Genomic DNA, 23,048 nt, shown 5'->3' with positions numbered 1-23,048 from the left:
TATGAAACGACTACACCTTATTATAATAGCGACACTACTGCTTATAGGCTGTTCAGAGAAATATGACGAAAGTTTAGGATGGACTCCTACACTTACGCCAAGGTATTTAGCCGTTTCGCCAACGACTCTGACCTATACATCCTCATCAGAATCAAAAACACTAGAAGTAAAAAGTATGCAAACATCATGGAGATTTGAAAACGCCATTGATTGGGTATCAATATCTCCAACATCAGGCAGCACATCTGCATCAGTTTCTGTAAATGTTTCTGAAAATAAATCAGGAGACGATGCACGAGTTGGTGTATTCTATTTCAAATCCAATATGAACGATTGGAATTATGAGGCACCAGTATCAATAACACAATCTGGCACTCAACCAGTTATCACTCTATCAAAAAACGAGGTAGATTTTACAGGCGCTTCTAATTCTGAAACTATTAATGTTTCCGCGAATTGTAGCTGGACTGTAACTTCAGAATCTGATTGGTTATCTGTAACTTATACAGACAACAGTATCACTTTGAAAGCGACAAGTAATGAAACAAATGACTATAGAAGCACTACTATAAATGTAAGTCATACAGGAACACGCAACACCTCTGAGAGTATTATTGTACGTCAGGCACCTGCATCTATTACAGCATCTACAGAAACATTAGATTTTACAAATAGTGCTAGTAAAGTTGATATAACCATTAACTCTGAAGCCAATTGGACAGCCACAACTTCTAGTAGTTGAATAGAGATTAGCCCCGAAGCAGGAACAGCTGGCTCATCTGTCATGACTATAAGCATTGCAGAAAATACATCGACCAATAATAGAACTGGATATGTTATACTAAATATAGGAAACAAAGAACGTATACAGATACCTATCAGACAAGACGGCATCTTCATAGAAGTAGACAAGACTTCACTTATTTTTAAGGCTGCTGGCGAAGCACTTTCTATAAGTGTAACCAGCAATACTGATTGGGAATTAAAAAACTGTCCTTCGTGGATACATTTATCACAATCTAGCGGTAAGGGGAATGTTGATGTAACAATTACTGCCGACGATAATCCAAGTACAAACCAGCGTTCTGACGAAATTAGTATTACGCAGGATGGAATGGACATTGGAGCAACTCTTACAATAACTCAACAAGGAAAGACATTGGATGTTTCTCCACAATCGTTATCTTTTGGCGATACCTCATCATCAAGTTCTATAAACATTTCAGCAGATGATTCGTGGGAGATTAAAAATGACAATAATTGGATTAGCATTACTCCATCATCAGGAAAAGGCAATGCTACTATAACTGTATCAGTAACAGATAACGAATTAGAAGAGTCACGTCAGGGAACAATTTCTGTCAGCATGCTCGACAAAACGATTTCTGTATCAATTTCTCAGACCGCCAAAGTATTTTCTGTTGATATTGACAAATCTGACCTAACCTTCCCTGCTTCGGGTGGAGATGTATCATTTAACATCACGAGCAATACCAATTGGACGCTTTCAGATTATCCTTCGTGGCTAACTCTATCCAAGACTAGCGGAAAAGGCAATCAAGAAATCAAAGCCACAGCCACAGATAATCCCAATGTAACAGAGAGAACAGGATCTATTACTTTGGGAATAGATGGAAAAGATGAAAGCAAAACTATTAATGTCACTCAACAAGGGAAAACGTTCGATATAACGCCTACCACCTTGACTTTTACTAGTGTCAAGGGCACCCAGACCGTAACAATAACAACAGATGGCGCATGGAGTGCTTCAACCGAAGAAACGTGGATAACTCTATCACCAACAGAGGCAACAGGCAATTCGACTTTAAAGATTAGTGTTTCCGAAAACATGTCTGTAAATGAGCGTTCTGGCACTGTTTTCGTTAAGATGGGCGACAAAACATCGACCATTTCAGTTACCCAAAGCGGTAAGTCATTTGGAATAACTCCAACATCTTTATCTTTCACAGACAAGTCAAGTAGCCAAACCGTAGCAATTGAAACAGACGGAACGTGGAAAGCAACTACAACAGATGCGTGGATTTCTCTTGCGCCATCCTCAGGCTCCGGCACTTCAGAACTGACAGTTACAGTATCCGAGAACACCACAGAAGACAAGCGTAACGGAACAGTTACTATCACAATGGGAGATAAAAGTTTGTCTGTTTCTGTTAGCCAAGAAGGTAAATATCTTACTATTAACAATCCACTGCTTACATGCACAAGTAAAGGAGGTAGTATCGATATAACAATTTCCACCAATGACACGTGGACAGCTACCGTATCAGAAGGAGCTTCTTGGATTAAACTTTCTAAAAACAGGGGGAATGGTACAGCTGACATAGAAGCAATAATTAGTGACAACGCTTCAGTAAACGAGCGCTCTGGTTCTATTGTTATTGAGGCAAACCATGGTCAAAGTGTTAAGATTTCAATAACACAAGATGCCCGCTATCTTACTGTTGACACACGTGAAGTTCTATTCTACGCAAAAGGCGGAACATCCGAAACAATAACGGTTTCCACAGATGGAACTTTTAAAATCGACTGCACAGATTCTTGGCTCACAATTAATCAAACAGACAACACGTTCACCGTAACAGCAACAGAGAACGAAGGTAGCGACGCCCGTGTAGGAAAGATTAATATATCACTTACAGACCTTGTGGAGGGCACCTATTCTCTTACATTGACTGTAACCCAGCTTAACAATGGTGGATCGTTCCTGCTCAACAGTTATGACGAAGACACCAACTACGATAAAAACAATAAAGACACAACAACAAGCCTGACAATTTCAGGATTTGGCACTGATAAAAGCTATGATTCGACAACGACTAGTGGAACAACTCTCACCATTTCAGATTATAAGAGTGATAGCAATTGGGATTCAAGTATTAGCTCAAAGGTGACTATCAATGTTACGGGGTACAAGACAGACAATAATCTTGACTCATCAACAAATACCTCTGGTTCAATAACTAAGAATGGTTATGGCAGCGATTCAAATTGGAAATAATAACAAAAAACGGTATAATATGAGACACAATTATTATCTAACAAGAAGTCTCCTGATAGCATGTTTTTGCTGTTTCTTTGGAGCATGTTCTAACGATGACATCATCGGGTCTAGACAAGAACAACCTACAGAAGCATCAACGAAACACACCGTAAAGATGAACTTCGTTGGTAGTGTAGTTGGTTTTGACCAACAGTCAGCATCAAGCAAGCCTCAAACAAGAGGCACAAGCACTTCATGGTCTGATGGCGACAAGATTTACATCACATTCTATAACGGAAGCGTAATTGTACCAGGCGAAGCTACATATAGCACTTCCGCAGGATGGACAGTTAGTTACGACGGAAATCTCGCAACAGGTTCCAATCTTAAATGTGAAGCAAGATTCTTTGTAAATGCTACATTTTCAAGCGCATCACTTGTGTCTCTGAACTCAAATTCAGAGATATATGAAGATAAAAGTGGTACATATACCTATAATAACGGATCGCTGACCGTTCAAGCATCTCTATCTCCAAAGACGGGACGAATTCGCTTTACAGGAACAGCAGATACTAAGATTTACACAACAGGAATATCAGTGTATACAACCTTCTCTCCTGCCATCAATACATTCTCCACTTCAAATGCTATGATAACATCTACGGTGGCATCAAATGGAAGTACGCCATACATCTATGGAGAATTTTCTGATGCTGATAGAAATCTCGGATTAGTTGGTTCCGATTATGCATTTACCCGTACTTGTACAGAAGAAATGTTGAAGATAGGCGAAAGTGGTTATATGGCCATACCGTCTGATGCATCTCATAATAATTGGCGAAGTGGACTATATGTAAAAGCTAGCGGTGTAGAGTTTAAGATGATTCCTGTTGCCGGTTACACGGAAGGGTTCTTTTTAATAGGTGAGACAGAAGTAACAGAAGCCTTGTATAATAGCGTAAATGGAACAACATCTTCATCAGCTTTACCCAAAACAAATATTACTAGAAACGAGGCAAAGAGCGCGATTGAAAAGATAAATAATGAAACTAAGCTAAACTTTGCATTGCCAAGTGCTGAACAATGGTTATATGCAGCTAAAGGTGGTAAAAATTCTCAAAACTACACCTATTGTGGAAGTAACACGCCAGGCGATGTCGCTTGGTATGCTGCAAATGCAAGTTCTAAACAAAAAGTAAAAACAAAAGCACCCAATGAACTCGGCATATATGATATGAGTGGTAATGTCGCAGAAATGACAAGTGGTAATTCTGCGTATGGCGGAGATTACACATCGTCATCTACATACATAACCAATACTTCAAATTATTCTTTTTACAGTAGTAGTAGTTATAGTGTTGGTTTTCGCATGATTCTCGTTTGTCCATAATTTATATTTGAAAATGACAAGAACAATAGTTGTACTATACATACTTATTCGGTTTCTTATTCCTGTATATTCTCAAAGCTGGGATGAGGTTCAAAAGAACTCGAAAGTATATCTTTCAGGCGACGGATGGGGAACAACTGTGGAAGAAGCTGATCAACAGGCATTAGCCGCTTTGATTAGCCAGATTTCTGTTGCAGTTAGTAGTAACGTTACTATAACAGATGAAGAAAAAAATCTCAATGGTAAAATTGATGGCGTGACATACTATAAGTCCAAGCTTCAAACGTACACAAACGCTACTTTAACAAATACTGAACGTATTGTTATATCAAGCGACGAGGAAAATTTCCATATTGGCCGATTTATAAGACGTGCGGAAATAAACAGAATATTTGAAGCAAGAGAAAGAACAGTCAAAGAGCACATACGTCTAGGATTAATGGCAGAGAAGGCGAATAAAATAGACGATGCTTTGCGCAATTATTACTGGGCATTTAATCTGCTAAAAACACTTCAAAGGCCAGCTGAAATCATGTATACGGACAAAGATTCTAATAAGGAAATCCATCCACTAACATGGTTACCTGAAGAAATGAATAGTATACTGGGCAGCCTAGATGTAAAAGTGGTTTCAAAAGATAGCTCAAATGTTGACCTCATGTTTACCTACAAAGGAGATCCAGTTGGTTCGCTTGATTATACATATTTTGATGGTAGAAACTGGAGTAACATTTCCAGTGTTAAGAATGGGCGTGGCACTATGGAGTTCTCAAAAGGTATGATTCCCCAAAACATCCAAATAAAGTATGAGTATGCGTATAAAGGACAAGCGCATATTAATCAAGAAATAAAAAGCGTGCTTGATGTCGTCAAGAACCAACCTTTAAGAAAAGCCAGAGTGACTTTAAACGTTTTTGGACAACAAGATAGAACTGCATTACAAAAGTCTAAAAAATCATCAGAAAGCATTTCTCCTGTAAGTAATGAAAAAGGCTATCGTACTACTCTAGAAAGAGTAGTTAATGCCATCAAGAATCGATCATATAAAAACGTTTCTGATTGTTTCTCTGAGGAGGGTATGGAAATGTTTCAGAGCCTTATAATGTATGGTAATGCACGAGTGATTAACACAAATGATTGCTTATTCTATCAATTTGGTGAAGACGTAATAGCTCGCAGTGTCCAAATGTCATTCTCTTTTAAAAATGGTATTCGCAGAAACTTTGTTGAAGATGTAGTATTCACTTTTAATAAAGACGGAAAGATAGACTGTATTGCCTTTGGACTTGACGAAAAAGCCAAAAACGACATCTTGAATAAAGGGAAATGGACACCAGAAGCTCGTCAAACACTAATAGGTTTTCTTGAGACATATAAGACAGCATACGCCTTAAAGCGAATTGATTATCTGAGAACCATTTTTGATGATGACGCGGTTATTATTGTAGGTCATGTAGCCAATAAGATGGTTTCTGTATCTGGCGACAACGGGAAAACTATGCGAAACCAGAAATACATAACGACAAACAGATATACAAAAGATCAATACTTGAAAAATTTGGAGCGTTGCTTTAGAAGCAATGAGTTTATAAACATCCGTTTTGCAAACAATGATGTTCGCAAAGCCAAGGGCGAAGAAGAATATGGAATCCAAATAAAACAGGATTACTATTCTGCAACCTATGGTGATGAAGGATATCTCTATATTCAAGTGGATTTAGAGGATAGAAAACAACCAATAATAAAAGTTAGAACATGGCAACCAGAGCCTGATCCAGAATTTGGATTGTTTGATATGGGATTCTGGTAAACAAAATAATGACTAGTATAATGTTTCACTAAAAAATTATTATTATGAAAAAAGTATTATTTACATTGTTAATGATGGCATTCTTATGCCCATCTACAGTTGATGCTCAAAGCAAGGAATTACAAAAGGCCCGAAAGAAAGAGTACAAAACCAAAATGAAGGAGTACAAAAAAGAAGGCTGGAAGATTTATGGTAGTTCACGCAGTTTGGATGTAGCATTGCTTACTCACTATGACAAACTTAATCAAAGTGATTCTAATTACGAGATTGTTGGAATTGCAGGAGCTTTTAAGTCTAAGAATGTGGGAGTACAAATGGCGACGAACAATGCATGTAACCTTTATGCAACTCAAGCAGGTTCACACGTAAAGGGAAGAGTTGTTAGCGATATGGCTGCAAATGCTAACGATATAAGCGTTGAGTTTGACAAATTCTACGCAGCATACGAGAGATTGGTTGAAAAAGAAATTAGAGGCGAACTTAGAGAAAGTTTCAGTGTCATTCATGAGAAAGGAGATGGCACATATGAGATGCAGGTTTACTTCATTGTAAGTGAAGACGCTGCTTCTAAGGCAAGAATTCGTGCTTTAGAGAATATGGCTAAAGAGTCGGAAGCAGCGCAAAAATATGCAGAGAAAGTTTCTCAATTCGTAAAAGAGGGATTTGATCCTTCTAATAAATAATTAATTATATTTACTTCCTCAGTCGTTTACAAAAACGGCTGAGGACTATTTGTCTATCAGATGAAGAAAGGTGCAATTGTATTGTTAGCTTGTTTGTCTTCCCTTTGTTTGAAGGCCCAGGACAAGAACGAAGACTTTCAGAACTATCGGAAAGGAATACTTGAAGGTTTTCAGGGATTTCGTAAAAACATATTAGATGATTACGCCAAATTCTTAGATGGTATTTGGAAAGATTATGAAGTGTTTGCTGGGAAGAAAGCTAACCCTAAGCCAAAACCAGAGGAGCAACCAATAAAAAAGGAAGATGAGCCAGTACCTAATCCAACAACGATAGAGCCAGAAATCGTAGAACCCGCAGAACCCGTTGTGGAAGAGCAAACACCAAAACCTAAGCCTATTGTAACTCCTTCAAAGAAACAGACCACTTTTAACTGGTGTGGCATGGTATTTGAACTTCCTGAAGCTAAAATCAAAGAGAACTTAAATGGAATAGAAAAAGAACATATTGTAGAGTATTTTAATATTCTGCAAAACTCCAAAATAAACAATGAGGTTATTCCACAATTGGAAACAATAACCCAAAATGCCAATCTTAATGATTGGTGTAAATATCTTTTGATTGAGAGTTATGTCAACACAATAAAAGCTGATGCAAATACAAATACACGAAATTTTATATGCTGGTATATGATGGTAAGCTCTGGATTCGACGTGCGTCTTTCACTAAATGGAGAGAAGCTATTTTACCTGATTCCATTTCAACAGCAGATATATGGTAAAAGCTACTTATTAATAAACAATACGCCTTATTATATATTTGGTGAAGGAACTGCGGAGAATGGTCGAGGATTCTATACACCAACCATTCCAGATGCAACAGGCAAATATGTAAACGCAGTGTTGACTCGACCAATGAATATCCAGTATAAAGCAAAGAGGTTTACCCACTCTTTCTCTGGCAATACCTTATCTGTAGAGGTAAATGAAAATATTATAAATGTCATGTCCAAGTTTCCTCAAATGCCAATCCCTTCTTATGCAATATCTGAAGGAGACAACAAAGCAAGAAAACAATTGCTAAGCCAAATGAAGCAATTCATTAATGGCAAGACAGAAACTGAAGCAGCAAACTTCATCTTAAAGTTCATCCAATCATTCAAATACGCAACAGATGATGAACAGTTCGGATATGAAAAGCCTTTCTTTATCGAGGAAAGTCTATTCTATCCCAAGTGTGATTGTGAAGACAGGTCAATCCTATATCACTACCTAATAACCCAACTGCTAGGAAGAGATGTGCATTTAATCCATTACCCCAATCACGAGTGCACTGCTGTTAATTTCTCAAGAAATCTAAATGCTGACGGCTATACATATAATGGCAAACAATACATAATTTGTGACCCAACATATATTGGCGCGTCCATAGGAATGTGCATGCCCGAATTTAGAAAAACGAAGCCAGAAGTTGAAATAGTAAAATAACTGAATATAAGCAAAAAAAAAGCGTATACGTATCTACATGATCAGGACAAAAAAGACAAGATACGTAATAATAGTGATCACTACTTTATTCACCCTTATCGTTATTAAAGCGGTTTGGGTGGTGTGTGCTACTAGTGGGCATGGCGATTGGAATAGTGAAAGGAAAGATATTATCCGCAGGGCGAACTATCTGACGGAGAGGGTTGCAACATCGCCACAACAACTATTGGATGAGATGCCGAGTGCTATCGGGGAACAGTTTCGGGGGGAGTGGGCCTTATATACATGCTCGATGACATCTGCTGCGTTGGCTAATATTGCTTTGCTGTATCCTCAGAATAAAGAGGTGTCGCTGAAGTTCATAGACAAGATTATTGATATCGCCTTGTCGGAAGATATTCGAGAATACGATGCATTGCGCTGGAGCGAGGATCCGATGGATGGAATCTATGGCGACCTGAGTCACATATCTTATTATAGTCATTTGGCATGGATGATTAGTAGGTATAAGGAAATTGGGGGAGACAATAAGTATGATATGGAGTACCACACTCTATGCAAAGCGATGAACCGCAGAATTCGTGAGAGCAAGTATCTGAATCTGCCTACGTATCCGGGAGAGTGCATCTATGTGCCAGATATGCTTGTAGCGATAGTGGCGCTGAACTATTATGCAAAGCAGAATGGCGGGAAATATTCTGAGACAGTGAAACTTTGGGTGGATAAGGCTAAACATGAATGGATTGACCAAGAGACTGGTATGTTGGCTTCGTTTCTTGAAGTTGATCATGATAGCTTGAAGATTGCGCCTCCGATAAAGGGGTCGTATTCTGCACTTAACTGCTACTATTTGTCGCTGATGGACAGGGAGTTTGCACAGGAGCAATATAAACTGCTGAAGAAACACTTCAAAAAGACATTCCCCGTTACTGGAATCAAGGAATATCACGACCATAGTTGCTGGTTTGGTGTGGATATTGATGCAGGACCTGTCATCATGAATCTGAGTCCATCGGGTACTGGCTTTGCCATAGGATGTGCCACAAGTCTGGGTGATATGGAATTCCGCAACCAACTACTGAAGACAGCAGAAATAGGTGGTAGTACCGTAAGTTGGCTTGGCCAGAACCACTACCTAATCGCTAACATTGCCTTAGTTGGCGAAGCCATAATATTGGCAATGAGAACTACTCAACAGAAATAATTAATCTTCGCAAGGCTTGCGAGGGGGGGATTATTAGCAGGTTTGAGATTTTATTTGTATCTTTGCGGCAGAAATAGTTTTAGGCATGGGTGAAGAGATATTAGATTTTAGGGAGTTGGTCATCTCTACCGCACGGTGGGGTTGAGATTGCGGCGGGTGAAGAAGGCACGGGTAGCAAGGAAGAAAGTGGTGACACCAGTAGCGTTGATAAGCACTACGGTCCAAAAGGCTGCGCTGTAGCTGATGAGCTCGGAAACGATTCCGCCTACGAGGATGCCGAGACCCATGCCTATGTCCCACGAGATGAGAATGGTGCTGTTGGCGGTGCCACGCTGGTTGTTAGTGGCTACGTTGATGGTCATATTCTGGAAGGCGGGCCACATGTGTCCGTTGCCTAAGCCAATCAACAAAGCAGAGCCGTAATAGCCAAGCATGATAGGGACATGCTGATGGGGGAACAGGGTGGGCATCAGGATAAAGAGGGTGTAGCCTACTAATGAGATGACCATGCCTGTGGCGGCATTGTGGGTGACGCGGCCATTACGGAGCGCCTTGGCGCCTTGCAAGCGTGATAGGATGAGACCTACCGAACAGAGCATGAAGTAGGTGCCGGTGCCGCCGGTGATACCCATCACCTCCTTGCCGTAGATGGCGAGGTAGTTGCTGAGAACACCGAAACTGAAACCGAAGGCTACCATGTTGAGACCAAGCAGCCAACCACGAGTCAAGAAGAATCGGTCGAGCGATAAAGCGGATTTCTCGCGTACAATCTCCTTCTTAGGCAGTTTCGCCGTTGAGTCGATGAGCCAACCGAGGCATGCCACGATAAGGGCGAGCCAGAACAGGAACTCGAAACTATCGGTGAGCTGATAGATAAAGATACCGATGGTGGGCGCAATAGCCATGGCGAGATTGTTGCTCAGCCCGTAATAGCCGATGCCTTCGGTGCGGCGACTGCTTGGTAGCACATCGATGGCCACCGTAGAATTAGATACGGTGAGGGCACCGAAGGGACCGCCATGCAGCGTGCGGACAATGGTGAACAACAGTAGGGTAGAGGCTGCCAGATAGCCGGCAAAGAAGATAGCGAAGGCACCGAAGCTGATCATCAGCACCATTTTGCGAGGGAATGAGTCGACCACATAGCCGCTGAACGGACGGAACAGCAGGGCGGTGATGGTATAGCCCGACAGCACCAGTCCGATGACGTCCTTGGTGGCACCGAAGTGTTCGCTCAGATAGAGTGGCAACAGTGGTGTGAGCACGTAGAAGGCGAAAAACAACGTGAAGTTGGCCGCCATTACCTTGCAGTAATTCCTATTCCAGAGTTTTTCCATTGTGGGTGCAAAGGTACGATTAAGCGAGCATAAAACAAAAGAACTAACGTTAACGAAGTATAATGCGACTTAACTTTTGACCTCTGTATACGTCTAACATCAAAAATAGCACTATCAACTATAAGTATGAAACGAACTGTATTACTATCCGCCATGGCGATGCTGATGTCATCGGCCGTGATGGCACAGAACAGAGAAGTGAAAGTGGGCGACGTGACGATGACCATCAACCCCGAGAAGGGTGCGAAGATACTGTCGCTCAAGTATCAGGACAAGGAAGTGATTTCCCAATTGCGCTGGCCGGAATCGTTTGGCAGCACCTTCTGGACCAGTCCGCAGAAGGAGTGGTACTGGCCGCCTGTACCCGAAATTGACAAGGGTAACTACGAGGTGGTAGAGAAAGACGGACACCTGGTGATGACCAGTCCTGTATCCGAGAAACTCAAGTACCGCATCCGTAAGGACTTCAGTACCGATGCTAAGGATGGCGCCATTGTGATAACCTATTCGATTATCAACGAGAGCGACGAGGAACGCAAGGTAGCTCCATGGGAGATTACCCGTGTGCCCAACGAGGGCGCCATTTTCTTTGATGCTCCATTAGAGAGTATCACGCCTGCCGGGTTGCTGAAGTTTGAGCAGAAGGATGGCGTGGTATGCTACCAGGCCGATGAAGCGCCCGAGAACCGAAAGATAAACGCTGATGGTAAGGGATGGCTGAGTTACAAGAACAACGGGCTGGTGCTGACCAAGAAGTTTGCCGATTTGCAAGCCGGACAGCCTGCACCCAACGAAGCTGAGATTCAGGTTTACGTGAACCGTGGCAAGACGTATATAGAAATCGAGAGCCAAGGTGCATACACAACCTTGGCTCCCGGTGAATCGCTTGATTGGACGGTTCGCTGGTATCTGAAACCGGCTAAATAACGTGTAGTCCGAGGAATACCATCAGGCCGTTCATCAATATCCAGAAGATAGCGAACGGCATGGTCTTACGCATAATGTCGCCATCCTGCCCCTCCATATCACATGCTGCGGTAGCGATGGCGATACTTTGTGGCGACAGCAGCTTACCTCCCTCACTACCGGCACAGTTGGCAGCAGCCAGCCAGTTGGTCTCGTTACCACTCACACCGAAGAAGTGGGCATCGTTTACCAGCCCTAACTGACCAGCGGCAGCAGCCTGCAGCTTGCCGAACAGAATGTTGGCCGATGTAGCCGAGCCTGTGACGAAGGTGCCGATAGAACCGATGAGTGGGGCGAAGAATGGGAAAGCTACACCCGTCAAAGCTACCAGACCAGTGGCGATGGCCAACGTCATACCAGTATTGTTCATCAGCATGGCCAGTGCTACCAGACAGCAGATGGTGATAGCTGTCTTCTGCAGGTTGATGGTGGTTTTGGCCAGCATCTTCATCAGCTTGCTGAAACTCAGTCCCTGAATCAGACCGCCAATCATAGCGCCGAGGAATATCATCAGTCCGGCATTCGATAGCCAGCCGAACGAGAAGGTGTTGCCAATCACGGGGATATCAAACTTGGTGACCAGCGTGGATTTGAGCAACTCATTCATAGCTGGTACAATCTTACTTGAAATCAGGATGAAGAAGATAATCAGACCATACACACTCCAAGCCTTCAGCGTCTTGGCGATGCCGAACTTCTTCTTCTCTATATGTACCTCGTCGTTAGGATTCTCATCACGGATAAACAGCTTGTTGTAGATGAGCATGGCGATGATAGCCGCTACCGAACCTAAGATGGCTGGTGTTTCGGGACCTAAGAAGTGGGCACAGCAGAACTGTACGAGGATAGAGAATGTGCCTACAAACAGTGCCAGCGTGATATTCTTCATCACCTTGGTGCGGTCGGTCATCATCAGGATAAGGAACGGCGTGATGTAGAACATCAGCGAGAGCTGCAGGATGATAAAGGTGGCCACCTCGCACAGCATCTCGGGCGAAGCGGTTCCATCGGCTACCTGATTGGCCAGAGTGGTGGCAGGCAGACCTACTGCACCGAAACCTACGGCTACCGTATTGGCTACCAGACAGATAACGGCTGAGAACATCGGCTTGAAGCCCAATCCGATCAGAATGGCAGCGGGAATTGCCACGGCTGTTCCGAATCCGGCCATACCTTCGAGCACACCGCCAAAGCCCCATGTGAGCAACAGTACCAGCAGTCCCTTGTCGCTGGTCAGTTGGATAAACTGGGTCTTGATGGTCTCAATCTCCTTGGTCTCCACCAGAATATTATAGCTGAAAATCGCACAGATGATAATCAGGATAATGGGGAAACAAGCCTTGAGACAGCCCTCGACCACTGACCAGAAGGTGATGCCATAGATGGATGTGCCCGAGTATTTTTCAGGAACGATGCCCATCGACGGAGCAACAAGTACTGCCAGCAGGATGGTTACTATCAGTGTGATTAACGCGCTCTTCCAGCCTGACATCTTGAGACCCATCATTAATACGAAGAGCAGAATAATAGGGATAACAGATACAATTGCTGCCATAGGTTTTAGTTATTCGTTTTAAATATATAAGTTCTGCGGACAAATATACGAAATATTCTTAAATCATATTCAATATTTTAGTGAAAAAATCAAAAATGGCCTTCGATTGTTGGTATGCAGTTGTGAATTTCAATAGGAATGGTCTCTGTTTCTACTTTGTGAGGCGTCACTTTCAGTCTGACAACACAGCCTTTGGTGTTGAGTGGTTTGGATAGGTCGAAGATGAAATTGCCGATGCTGTAGTATATCTTTTTGCCTTGGAACTCCTCGATGCTCTGCAGGGTGTGGGTGTGATGACAGATCAGCGCATCGGCACCGGCACGTATCAGCTGGTGGGCATCCCACCGCTGTCGGTTGATGGGGTTCAGCGTATGTTCGCCGCCCCAGTGCAGCGAAACGATGATGACGGCAGTCGAGTCGGATTGGCGCAAGCGGTGTACATGATTGAGCAGCGAGTCCATCGGTTCCTGACTCACGCAGGGCTTGTCGGGCAGATAGGCGTAGTTTTCGAGTGCCAGACGGAGCGAGGATATCAGCCATACTTTGCGTGGACTCGATGCCAGCAGAACGGGTTCTGCGGCCTCTGACATGTTGCGACCGGCACCTACCGGCACCATGCCGGTCTCAATGATGTGGCGGCGGGTGTCCATCAGGCCCTCGCGTCCTTGGTCGATACTGTGGTTGTTGGCCAGGTTCAGGTGGGTGATGCCATGCTGGTGGAGGGCTTCGAGCCATTCGGGTTCGCTACGGAAGATGAATAGTTTCTGTACGGGAGCAATCCGTTTGGTTGCCGGACACTCCAGATTGCCCACCACCACCTGTGACGACTGGAACAAGGAGTCGATGCTTTTGGAAAACAGATGGTCGATGCCTTTTCTCTCAATCACTCGTCGCACCCCGCGGTCGAGCAGGATGTCGCCTGTGAATACGATGCTAAGTGTGTCGGCACCCAAGGCCGGTACACTCAGTATACTAACAACCAGAGCTATAAAATACCTCTTCATTGGGTTGTGGCTTCTTGTTGAGTGGCACGATGATACGTTTCATCCATTCGGGTGTACCCTTGCGTGGGTTCTTTTCCAGTTGCTGTTGCCACTCCTCGTCGGTCAGACGAGGCTCGTTGATGGGCTGGATAAACTCGCGATAGCTCAGCACTGCGCCACGAGTCAGATACAGATAGCCGCCAATCTCCACCACGACGTAGATTTCGTCGGCATCGCCTACACCCTCGAAGAGGATGGATTTCTTGTCGTTGTTGTCGGCATTGGCTGTATATACATCGGCTACGATTGCCACCTTGCGGTCGGCTCCCTCTATATCGGTCCAGCCGTACAGCTCATGATCGGGCGAGCGGAGCAGTTCAAGTGAGATATTCTCGAAGACGGCGCCGATATAGCCTATCTGGTCGTACTCCTCGTCGGTGAGTTCCTGACCAGCCAGTTCCTTCTCGCTTGCACGTAGCAGGAAAGTCACTTCGTCGCTGATACGTTCGGTCACGGTTTGTATCTTCTCCGTCATCATGTGCTGCTCCTCCAGTAGCTTAGCGGTATTCTTTAACAGGTCGGCGGCTTTCTTCCAGAACTTGACGTTGGGTTCCACGTAGCCCTTGACGACAGGATCGGGCACATTTTCGCCACCACCGCATTCGGCACCCATTGGCTGTTTGGCGTAGAGGATTGCGTCGTGTTTCAGCTCTGCCCACGAGGCCAAGGCGGCATTCAGGTCTTTCTTGCCCCAGGCGGGATTCTGCATAAAGTAAGGCAGGGCGGTGGCTTGCGTATTCTCCGAGTTGATTGTTGCGGCATTGGCTACACACATATCTTTCAGGGTGGCCATCCATTGGGTGGCGATGGTTTCCTGCCAGTTGATCTCACCCATACGGCTCTTCATCTTGTCGAGGGTGGGCAGCAGGAACTTCCAGTCGGTCTTTTCTTCCTTCAGGATCTGTTCGGCAGCCGTGACACCCATGGCTGCCATCACATCGAGTCCCTTTGGGGTGGCACGCTGGGGCGGACAGTTCTGATAGTCAACCATCTCCTGTAACACCTCGGCATCGGGCTGATAGCGCTGTGGCATCACACATATCTTATTATGACTGGTCTTCTCGTATTTCGGACGGATACGGGTCTGCTTGTTGCCGATATCGTTCAGCTTGTCTGTGATAGCCTTCATCGCCTGATTGTCGTTCAGGAGTTTCTCCATTGCCATACCTGTCTTATCGACTTCGGCCAAGACCTGTGGCAGACTCAGATTGTCAGGTTGTCCCATCAGCAGGGTTATCAACTCGTTTATCTGGTCGTACTTCTGGCGCATGTTCTTATTCAGTTTCAGCATATAAGCCATCTGCACCGCTTGCTTTACTTCGGTATCGTGATCCATACCCATGGGGGCCGACTGCAACCACATCATGCCTCGGAAGTAGCGCTTCAGCGCATCGTTGCGGGTGTAGTGTCCACGAGCACGGAAAAGACTGTATGGAAAATTCACGTCGCCCATGTAATCCATCAGCATGCCGCTACGGGCATTTGTGGCCTCTATGCAATGGTTCACCTCTTCGGCCACTGTGCGGTTGAGTGATGCATCGGCAACCGGCTGACCAGTAAATAAGTGCAGGGCCACATCGAAGAACTGGATGTTACGACCTGCGATACGGATGGTCTCTGCATCGCCATTGGCATGACGGATGATGGTGGTCAGCGCCTCCTTCATATCCTGTGTGAATGCCGTCATCAAAGGCAGTAACTGGTATTCCTCCAGTTCGCGAAACATACAGTCGATATACAGATGATAGAGCTGCAGATAGAGGTCGGTAGTAACGAAGTTGGGGAAGTTGTTGTAGTCGTTCTGCTCATAGATATGGAACAGTTGTGCGTGGTTCGACGGTACAATGGCAAATCCTTCCTCACCGAGCTTCTGACAGAGTGTGGAGTCAAAATCTTTCAACTGTTTCGGGTTCAGCAGGTTCGCCATGTTCACCAATAAGCCATCGCCTACTTCAAAGTTCTGCTTGGCCAACTCGTCCTCGCGGTCTTTCAGTCGCTGGATAAAGTTCTTCTCTTCATCGGTATAGCTGATGAGCTGCTGCTCGTCGATGGTGCGCATATAGGCATCTCGCCAGCTCTCGTTCTGTTTGCACTTGACATCCGGCATTTTCTCATCGAATTTCCAAACTAACGAGTCGTACCAAGAGGTAGTTTCGTAGATGCCTCGCAGATATGAGTCCTTGAAGGGATAGCCCCTCTGTGCTGCAGGTGCGTTACGTAGCAGGCGCACATCGCTGAGGTTCAGCCCGCTTACGTCCATGTTATAATCGATACTGTCGCCCAGTTTCTCGGCATCAATGGTCGATACTGGCATGACTACATTCTGTTTCTGACTGCAGCCGGCTATCAAGCCTGCCACACATACCCATACGAATACTTTACTTTTCATTGATTGAAGGTACTTATTGCTGTTTCTTTGTTTACTCCTTTTACGATATAGTGGTCGAAAACCATGCCGAAGCCGCCCCAATGATAGTCGGATACAACATAGTGCTCGTCGGTTGTCTTCTCTATGGCTCGTATCTTCCCATCGACATAGCGGAAGTCCTCGAGTATGCCGCCCAGCTTTGAGCCGAGCCACAGGGGGCGTGCCTTACCATTCACGGATTTGAAGATAAAGATACGGCGCCCCTTTTCAGGATAGAATCGCGTGCCTTTCACTACGCCTACGATGGCATCCTGTTGGCCGTCGCCATCCACATCGCCCGTCTGGAACTGATATACGGGGTAGGGCAGGCGCCAGTCATTCAAGAAAAACAGACTGTCGTGTTCCTTCTTCAGTTCGAAGTTCTGCGCATTACAACATAGGGCGCAAAACCACATGGTTAGTATGGGCAATAGTCGATGGTACATAACGCCGTTAGACATTTATTGGGGGCAAAGATACGTTTTTTTTCTTAATTTGTGCATTGGTAATAAAAAAATTTGTATATTTGCTCACAAAATTAAAGTCTAACTAAATACTTACGTGCCCTATGCTGAAACAATTCCTTTCTGAACTGCGGCAATTCTTGCCTTCAGACCGTATTTATACCGATGAGCTTCGTACCTTAGGATGGGGTACCGATGCCAGTTTCTATCGTCAGATTCCGAAGGTCATTATCCGTAGCGATGGCGAGGAGGAAATATCGCAGATTGTCAAGTTGTGCCAGCAGCACCAGCTGTCGTTCACCTTCCGTGCGGCAGGCACATCGCTGAGCGGACAGAGTTGTACCGACTCGGTGCTCATTGTGGCTGGTAAGCATTGGGAGCAGTATGAGCTGGGGCAGAATCTGGAGTCGATCAAGCTGCAACCGGGTATCGTAGGTGCAAGGGTAAATCAGATATTGAAGCCTTTCGGACGTGTGTTCCCGCCAGATCCCGCTTCTATCGGCTCGGCGATGGTAGGTGGTATCGTGGTGAATAATGCTTCGGGTATGAATTGCGGCGTGCATGCCAATAGCGACCGCATGCTGATTTCGGCTCGTATCATCCTGACCGACGGTACCGTTCTGGATACTGGCGATGAGAAGAGTCGCGAGGCTTTCCGGAAGTCGCATCCGGAATTCCTGCAGAAGATTGAGGCGCTGCGTGATAAGGTTCGTGCCGACCAGGAGCTGGCCGACCGTATCACGAAGAAATACAGTATCAAGAATGTGACTGGATTGAACCTGCGTCCGCTGGTGGCATACGATGACCCGTTTGACATCATTGCCCACTCGATGGTTGGTTCTGAGGGTACACTCGCCTTCCTTTCGGAGGTGACGATGAAGACGCTGAAGGACTATCCGTTCAAGGCTTCGGCCATGGTTTACTTCCTGACCATGAAGGAGAGTTGCGAGGCTGTGGTGGCCATGAAGAAACTGCAGGCTGGCGATGAGGATATCGAGATGAGTGCCGAGAACCTGATGGTAAAGAGTGCCGAGATGCTCGACTATAAGTCGCTATCATCTGTAGATGATCCGGTATATCTGCAGTACAAGCAGGATGTGGATGCCGGTAAGATAGAGGGCGTGGAGCCAGGCGACTATCACAACCTGACCGCCATCCTGACAGAGACCAAGGGCATCACCCACGAGCAGCTGCTCCAGAAGATAGAGAAGATTAAGGCATGCTTAGGCGCATTCCGACTCTATATCCCAGCCGAGTTTACCGAAGATCCTGCTGTGTATGGCAAGTACTGGGCTATCCGAAGCGGTATCTTCCCATCGGTAGGCGGTACCCGTCCGGTAGGCACCTCATGCCTGATTGAGGATGTGGCATTCCCTATCGAGTCGCTACCTGAGGCTACGGTGAAGTTACAGAAACTCATTGCCGACCATGGCTATGATGATGCCTGTATCTATGGTCACGCCTTTGAGGGTAATTACCACTTTATCCTGAACCAGAGCTTTGCCGATGAGCATGAGGTGGCACGCTATGCCGAGATGATGCGCGATGTGGCTAAGTTGGTGGTTGAGGGTTACGACGGTTCGCTGAAAGCTGAGCATGGTACAGGTCGTAATATGGCACCATTCGTGAAGTACGAGTGGGGCGAGAAGGCTTATGAGGTGATGCGGGAACTGAAGGCTATCTTCGATCCGGATGGATTGCTGAACCAGGGCGTGATCTTCAACGATGATCCCGATTGTTTCATCAAGTGTCTGAAACCGTTGCCTGTGCTTGACTTCGATTTCGACAGCGTGCCTGATGGTGGGCATTATCTGATGGATGCTTCGCTCTCTACAGCCAAGGAAACTATCGAGCAGGTGAAGCGTGCCAACAAGTGTATTGAGTGCGGCTTCTGCGAGGTGAACTGTATGTCGTGCGGACTCACACTATCGAGCCGTATGCGTATTGCTGTTCAGCGCGAAATCCGTTATCTTACCAAGACGGGCTCCGATCCTGTGCGCTTGGCCACGCTGAAGAAACAATATAAGTATTACGGTGACCAGACCTGCGCTACCGATGGCTTGTGTTCAACCTCGTGCCCGATGAAGATCAATACGGGTGAGTTGACCCACCTGATTCGTCAGATGGATATGAACGAGAGCCCGATGGGCTATAAGCTGGGCGAGTTTGCCGCTAACCACATGGCGGGTATCAAGAGTGGACTGCGTGTCGTTCTCGATGTGGCGCATGCTGCCCACGTCACCCTCGGTCCTACGCTGATGACGACCGTCTGCCGTACCATGAACAAGATGGGACTGCCGCTATGGACTACCGCTATGCCGAAGAAGCATCGCCAGCCGAAGAAGAGCGACCTGACACAATTTATTATTGAAAAGTCAATTCCGCATAAGGAGGAAGAACACTCTGAATACAAGGTGGTTTACTTCCCCAGCTGTATCAATCAGACCATGGGACAGTCGAGGGGAGGTGGTAAGATTCACGACCTGGTGGATGAGGTGATCCAGCTGATGGCTAAGGCTGGCTATGAGGTGATCTTCCCAGAGGGTATGGAGCGTATGTGCTGCGGACAGATCTGGGAATCGAAGGGTATGCTCGATATTGCCGACCGTAAGAGTGCCGAACTTGAGGCTGCTCTGTGGAAGGCCTCCGAAGAGGGTAAGTATCCAGTGCTCTGTGCGCAGAGTCCGTGTCTGCACCGTATGAAAAAGGTGATGCATAAGATGAAACTCTACGAACCCGCTGAATTTATCATGAAGTATCTGGTGCCCCGATTGGAGTTCCATCCTATCCATCGGCCTATCGCACTGCATATCACCTGTTCTACCCGTCAGATGGGTGTGGCCGACGATCTGATCAATCTGGCAAAGATGTGTTCAACCCAGGTATATCTGCCTGAGGGTGTGGGCTGTTGCGGCTTTGCCGGCGATCGAGGATTTACTTTCCCCGAGTTGAATAAGTATGGCTTGCGTAAGCTTCGTCCACAGATTGAGGCCAATCATATTGAGGTGGGCTACTCGAACAGCCGTACTTGCGAGATTGGTCTCGAAACGAATACGGGTATTCCTTATATGAGTATTGTTTATCTGGTCAATGAATGTACAACAACTAAAAAATAATTATTTAAAAAAACGATTTATGAATCTGTTACTTAGAAAACTTGTGCTGTGTGCCATTGTGATGGCAGCAGTCGGTGTGCAGGCTCAGAAAGCTTGCTGTAAACAGGAGCAGCCACTATTGGCTACCCATGTAGAAACTGGTGATGTACAGGGTGTTCTCGACGAAGGTCTGGCCGTGTACAAGGCTATTCCTTATGCTGCTCCCCCTGTTGGTAATCTGCGTTGGCGTGCGCCTCAGCCTGCTAAGGCTTGGGAGGGTGTACGTGTGTGCGACAAGTTCGGACCACTGCCTCCGCAACCCACACGTCCTGGTCGTACTGCCGATATGATGAGCGAGGACTGTCTCTATCTCGGTATCGCTACGCCGGCCAAGGCCAAGTGTGAGAAACTGCCAGTGATGGTATGGATCCATGGCGGTAGCTTCCAGACCGAATGGTATGGTGGCGACTTGTGGAAACGTCTGGCTCAGCGCGGTGTCGTTATTGTCAGCATCGAGTATCGTACAGGTGCCTTAGGTTTTATGGCGCATCCCGAACTCTCTAAGGAGGACAAGGAAGGTCATTCCGGCAACTACGGTATCCTCGACCAGATCTTTGCCCTGCAGTGGGTTCAGCGTAACATTGAGCAGTTTGGTGGCGATCCTTCGAAGGTGACTATTTTCGGTGAATCGGCAGGTGCCATCAGCTGTAGCATGCTCTGTGCCTCACCCTTGGCTAAGGGCCTGTTCCGTGCCTGCATCAGCCATAGTGGAGGCTCGTTTGCACCTTGGAGCGATCAGCCCCGTTCGTTAGGTCTCGATGCTTCGCAGAAGGGCGCAGAGAGTCAAGGCGTTGCTTTTATGAAGCATCTTAAAAAGAAGAGTATTAAGCAGTTACGGCAGATGGATGCTATGCAGCTTTGCGATGGAAATGTGGGCTTTGCCGGGTTCTGGCCATGTGTGGATGGCTACGTGATTTGTGATGATCAGTACCGTCTGTACGAGCGTGGCGAGTATAATGATGTGCCTGTGATTGTGATGACAAACAGTGATGAGGGTGCGCTCTTTACTCCGGGTAATATTAAGGCCGAACAGTACCAGAAACAGGTGCGTCACATCTTCGGTTCATGGGCCGATGAGGCATTGAAGGTGTATCCCGGTTCAACCGATGATGAGGCTTGGCATGGCAATGGTGATGCCTTCCGTGATATGGGATTTGCCTGGCCATCGTATGCCTGGGTAAGTCTGCAGACCAAGACTGGTAAGAGTCCTGCCTATGCAGCCTATCTGGCTCAGCCATCAGAGGTAAGTTTCTCTCGCGATCCGCGTCGTAAAGGTGTGGCTCATGCCGATGATATCATGTATCTGAACGGTACGTTCCTCGACCAGCCTCAGAAGTATCCTGCCGAGAGTGCTGTGGCAGAAATCATCCAGCAGTATTGGGTGAACTTTGCCAAGACCTGCAATCCTAATGGTAAGGGACTGCCTTACTGGCCATCGTTCGACGATGCGAAGCCCACTACCATGCAGTTCTGCAATGGCGCCTCGCTGATTATGCGTCCCAACCGCGAGCAGGTGGATTTCGTGGATCGTTACTACAAAGCCAAACGCGAAGAAACAGAATCAAGCAGACATTAAATAACAAACGCTACTAATGAAAGTATTAAGTAAACTCATGCTGGTTGCCCTTGTTGTGGCAGCCAGCATTACTGCACAGGCCCAGAATCTCTACGTGGGCAGTTATAATATCAGAAATCAGAATAATGGTGATGTGAAGGCTGGTAATGGCTGGCAACAGCGCATGCCGGTGTTATGTGGTCAGATTCTCTTTGAGCATCCCGATATCTTCGGTGCACAGGAAGTGCTGGAATCGCAACGCCAGGACATGTTGAAGCAGCTTACTGATTATGACTGTATCGGTCTGGGTCGCGACGACGGCAAGCATGGTGGCGAGTATTCCAATATTTTCTATGATCGCAACAAGGTGAAAATACTGGATCATGGTGACTTCTGGCTTTCGGAAACGCCCGATAAGCCAGGCTTAGGATGGGATGCTGCCTGCATACGTATCTGCTCGTGGGGCTACTTCCAACTTAAAGGTACCAGCTTGAAGTTCTATTATTTCAATCTGCATATGGATCACGTAGGTACTGTGGCCCGTCGCGAAGGTGCCAAGCTCGTTGTGCAGCGCATCAAGGAGATTGCAAAGGGTAAGCCCGTGATATTGACTGGCGACTTTAATGTGGACCAGACCAACGAGATCTATACCATCTTTACGCAGTCGGGCGTACTCGATGATAGCTTTGAGAAAGCTAAATTGCGCTTTGCCGAGAACGGAACCTTCAATAGCTGGGATCCGGAACTCAAGACCGATAGTCGTATTGACCATGTGTTTGTATCGCCCTGTTTCACGGTAGAACGTTACGGCGTGCTTACCAATAGCTACTGGGCTGAGGGGCAGCAACAGGGTGAGGCACTGAAAGGCATCGACGCTCCTCAGGAAATCTCGTTCAAGAAATACCAGAAGCGTCTTCCTTCTGATCACTATCCGGTATTCGTACGATTACGTAAATAGCTACCCTAACACTAACTCCCCTCTACCCTTATACT

Annotated in this window: 16 protein-coding genes; 11 read left to right on the top strand and 5 right to left on the bottom strand. The window is 46.0% G+C overall.

The genetic code is table 11. The features are described 5' to 3' along the window. Position 1: 1 nt before the first annotated feature. The 7 genes from T491_RS17370 (at position 2) to T491_RS15915 (ending at position 9,573) form a co-directional block, all read left to right on the top strand. A complete protein-coding gene (locus T491_RS17370; RefSeq protein WP_081773282.1) occupies positions 2 to 742 on the top strand; it encodes a BACON domain-containing protein in 741 nt (246 codons plus the stop codon). Next, the gene (locus T491_RS0106940) at positions 743 to 3,019 is read left to right on the top strand and encodes a BACON domain-containing protein (protein ID WP_369699748.1); all 2,277 of its coding nucleotides are present in this window, start codon (positions 743 to 745) and stop codon (positions 3,017 to 3,019) included. Next, positions 2,994 to 4,391 (top strand): SUMF1/EgtB/PvdO family nonheme iron enzyme, encoded by a 1,398-nt coding sequence (locus tag T491_RS17365; protein WP_197018819.1) that lies wholly within the window; start codon positions 2,994 to 2,996, stop codon positions 4,389 to 4,391. Before T491_RS0106940 ends, T491_RS17365 begins: the two co-directional genes overlap by 26 nt. Before the next feature lie 13 nt (positions 4,392 to 4,404). Next, positions 4,405 to 6,201 (top strand): LPP20 family lipoprotein, encoded by a 1,797-nt coding sequence (locus tag T491_RS0106925; protein WP_036915555.1) that lies wholly within the window; start codon positions 4,405 to 4,407, stop codon positions 6,199 to 6,201. A 44-nt stretch (positions 6,202 to 6,245) separates the two neighbouring features. Continuing rightward, positions 6,246 to 6,884, top strand: coding sequence for a hypothetical protein (locus T491_RS0106920; protein ID WP_028903247.1), 639 nt, complete (start codon positions 6,246 to 6,248; stop codon positions 6,882 to 6,884). Between the two features lie 60 nt (positions 6,885 to 6,944). Continuing rightward, on the top strand, positions 6,945 to 8,369 hold the full coding sequence (locus tag T491_RS0106915) for a hypothetical protein (protein WP_028903246.1): 1,425 nt from the start codon (positions 6,945 to 6,947) through the stop codon (positions 8,367 to 8,369). 73 nt (positions 8,370 to 8,442) lie between these two features. After that, the gene (locus T491_RS15915; protein WP_155950064.1) at positions 8,443 to 9,573 is read left to right on the top strand and encodes a hypothetical protein; all 1,131 of its coding nucleotides are present in this window, start codon (positions 8,443 to 8,445) and stop codon (positions 9,571 to 9,573) included. A gap of 125 nt (positions 9,574 to 9,698) precedes the next feature. Here the strand turns inward: T491_RS15915 and T491_RS0106905 are convergent, their stop codons facing one another. After that, entirely contained in the window at positions 9,699 to 10,910 is a 1,212-nt protein-coding gene (locus tag T491_RS0106905; protein ID WP_028903245.1) for an MFS transporter, read from the bottom strand. A gap of 126 nt (positions 10,911 to 11,036) precedes the next feature. Here T491_RS0106905 and T491_RS0106900 point away from each other — a divergent pair, with 126 nt between their 5' ends. Beyond that, on the top strand, positions 11,037 to 11,837 hold the full coding sequence (locus tag T491_RS0106900; protein ID WP_155950063.1) for a hypothetical protein: 801 nt from the start codon (positions 11,037 to 11,039) through the stop codon (positions 11,835 to 11,837). Here T491_RS0106900 and T491_RS0106895 read toward each other — a convergent pair. The 4 genes from T491_RS0106895 to T491_RS0106880 all read right to left on the bottom strand — a co-directional run bounded on the left by T491_RS0106895 (position 11,830) and on the right by T491_RS0106880 (position 17,327). Continuing rightward, on the bottom strand, positions 11,830 to 13,431 hold the full coding sequence (locus T491_RS0106895) for an L-lactate permease (protein ID WP_028903243.1): 1,602 nt from the start codon (positions 13,429 to 13,431) through the stop codon (positions 11,830 to 11,832). The two genes, T491_RS0106900 and T491_RS0106895, sit on opposite strands and share 8 nt — an antisense overlap. A gap of 89 nt (positions 13,432 to 13,520) precedes the next feature. After that, the gene (locus T491_RS15910; RefSeq protein WP_051523016.1) at positions 13,521 to 14,435 is read right to left on the bottom strand and encodes a CapA family protein; all 915 of its coding nucleotides are present in this window, start codon (positions 14,433 to 14,435) and stop codon (positions 13,521 to 13,523) included. Further along, entirely contained in the window at positions 14,404 to 16,863 is a 2,460-nt protein-coding gene (locus T491_RS0106885; RefSeq protein WP_028903242.1) for a DUF3160 domain-containing protein, read from the bottom strand. Before T491_RS0106885 ends, T491_RS15910 begins: the two co-directional genes overlap by 32 nt. Further along, complete coding sequence (locus T491_RS0106880; RefSeq protein WP_028903241.1) at positions 16,860 to 17,327, bottom strand: hypothetical protein; 468 nt, start codon at positions 17,325 to 17,327, stop codon at positions 16,860 to 16,862. The genes T491_RS0106885 and T491_RS0106880 overlap by 4 nt, the downstream gene beginning before the upstream one ends. A gap of 122 nt (positions 17,328 to 17,449) precedes the next feature. Here T491_RS0106880 and T491_RS0106875 point away from each other — a divergent pair, with 122 nt between their 5' ends. The 3 genes from T491_RS0106875 to T491_RS0106865 are packed head-to-tail and all read left to right on the top strand — an operon-like array spanning position 17,450 to position 23,013. Beyond that, the gene (locus tag T491_RS0106875) at positions 17,450 to 20,461 is read left to right on the top strand and encodes an FAD-binding and (Fe-S)-binding domain-containing protein (protein WP_028903240.1); all 3,012 of its coding nucleotides are present in this window, start codon (positions 17,450 to 17,452) and stop codon (positions 20,459 to 20,461) included. A gap of 19 nt (positions 20,462 to 20,480) precedes the next feature. Beyond that, positions 20,481 to 22,076, top strand: coding sequence for a carboxylesterase/lipase family protein (locus T491_RS0106870; RefSeq protein ID WP_231480200.1), 1,596 nt, complete (start codon positions 20,481 to 20,483; stop codon positions 22,074 to 22,076). 16 nt (positions 22,077 to 22,092) lie between these two features. Beyond that, complete coding sequence (locus T491_RS0106865; protein ID WP_231480199.1) at positions 22,093 to 23,013, top strand: endonuclease/exonuclease/phosphatase family protein; 921 nt, start codon at positions 22,093 to 22,095, stop codon at positions 23,011 to 23,013. Positions 23,014 to 23,048 lie beyond the last annotated feature (35 nt).

Origin of the sequence: Prevotella sp. P6B4 (genome assembly GCF_000619985.1) — a bacterium.
In the GTDB taxonomy this organism is placed as follows: domain Bacteria; phylum Bacteroidota; class Bacteroidia; order Bacteroidales; family Bacteroidaceae; genus Prevotella.
Note: the sequence above shows the minus strand (reverse complement) of the source record. Positions and strands in the feature narration are given on the sequence as shown.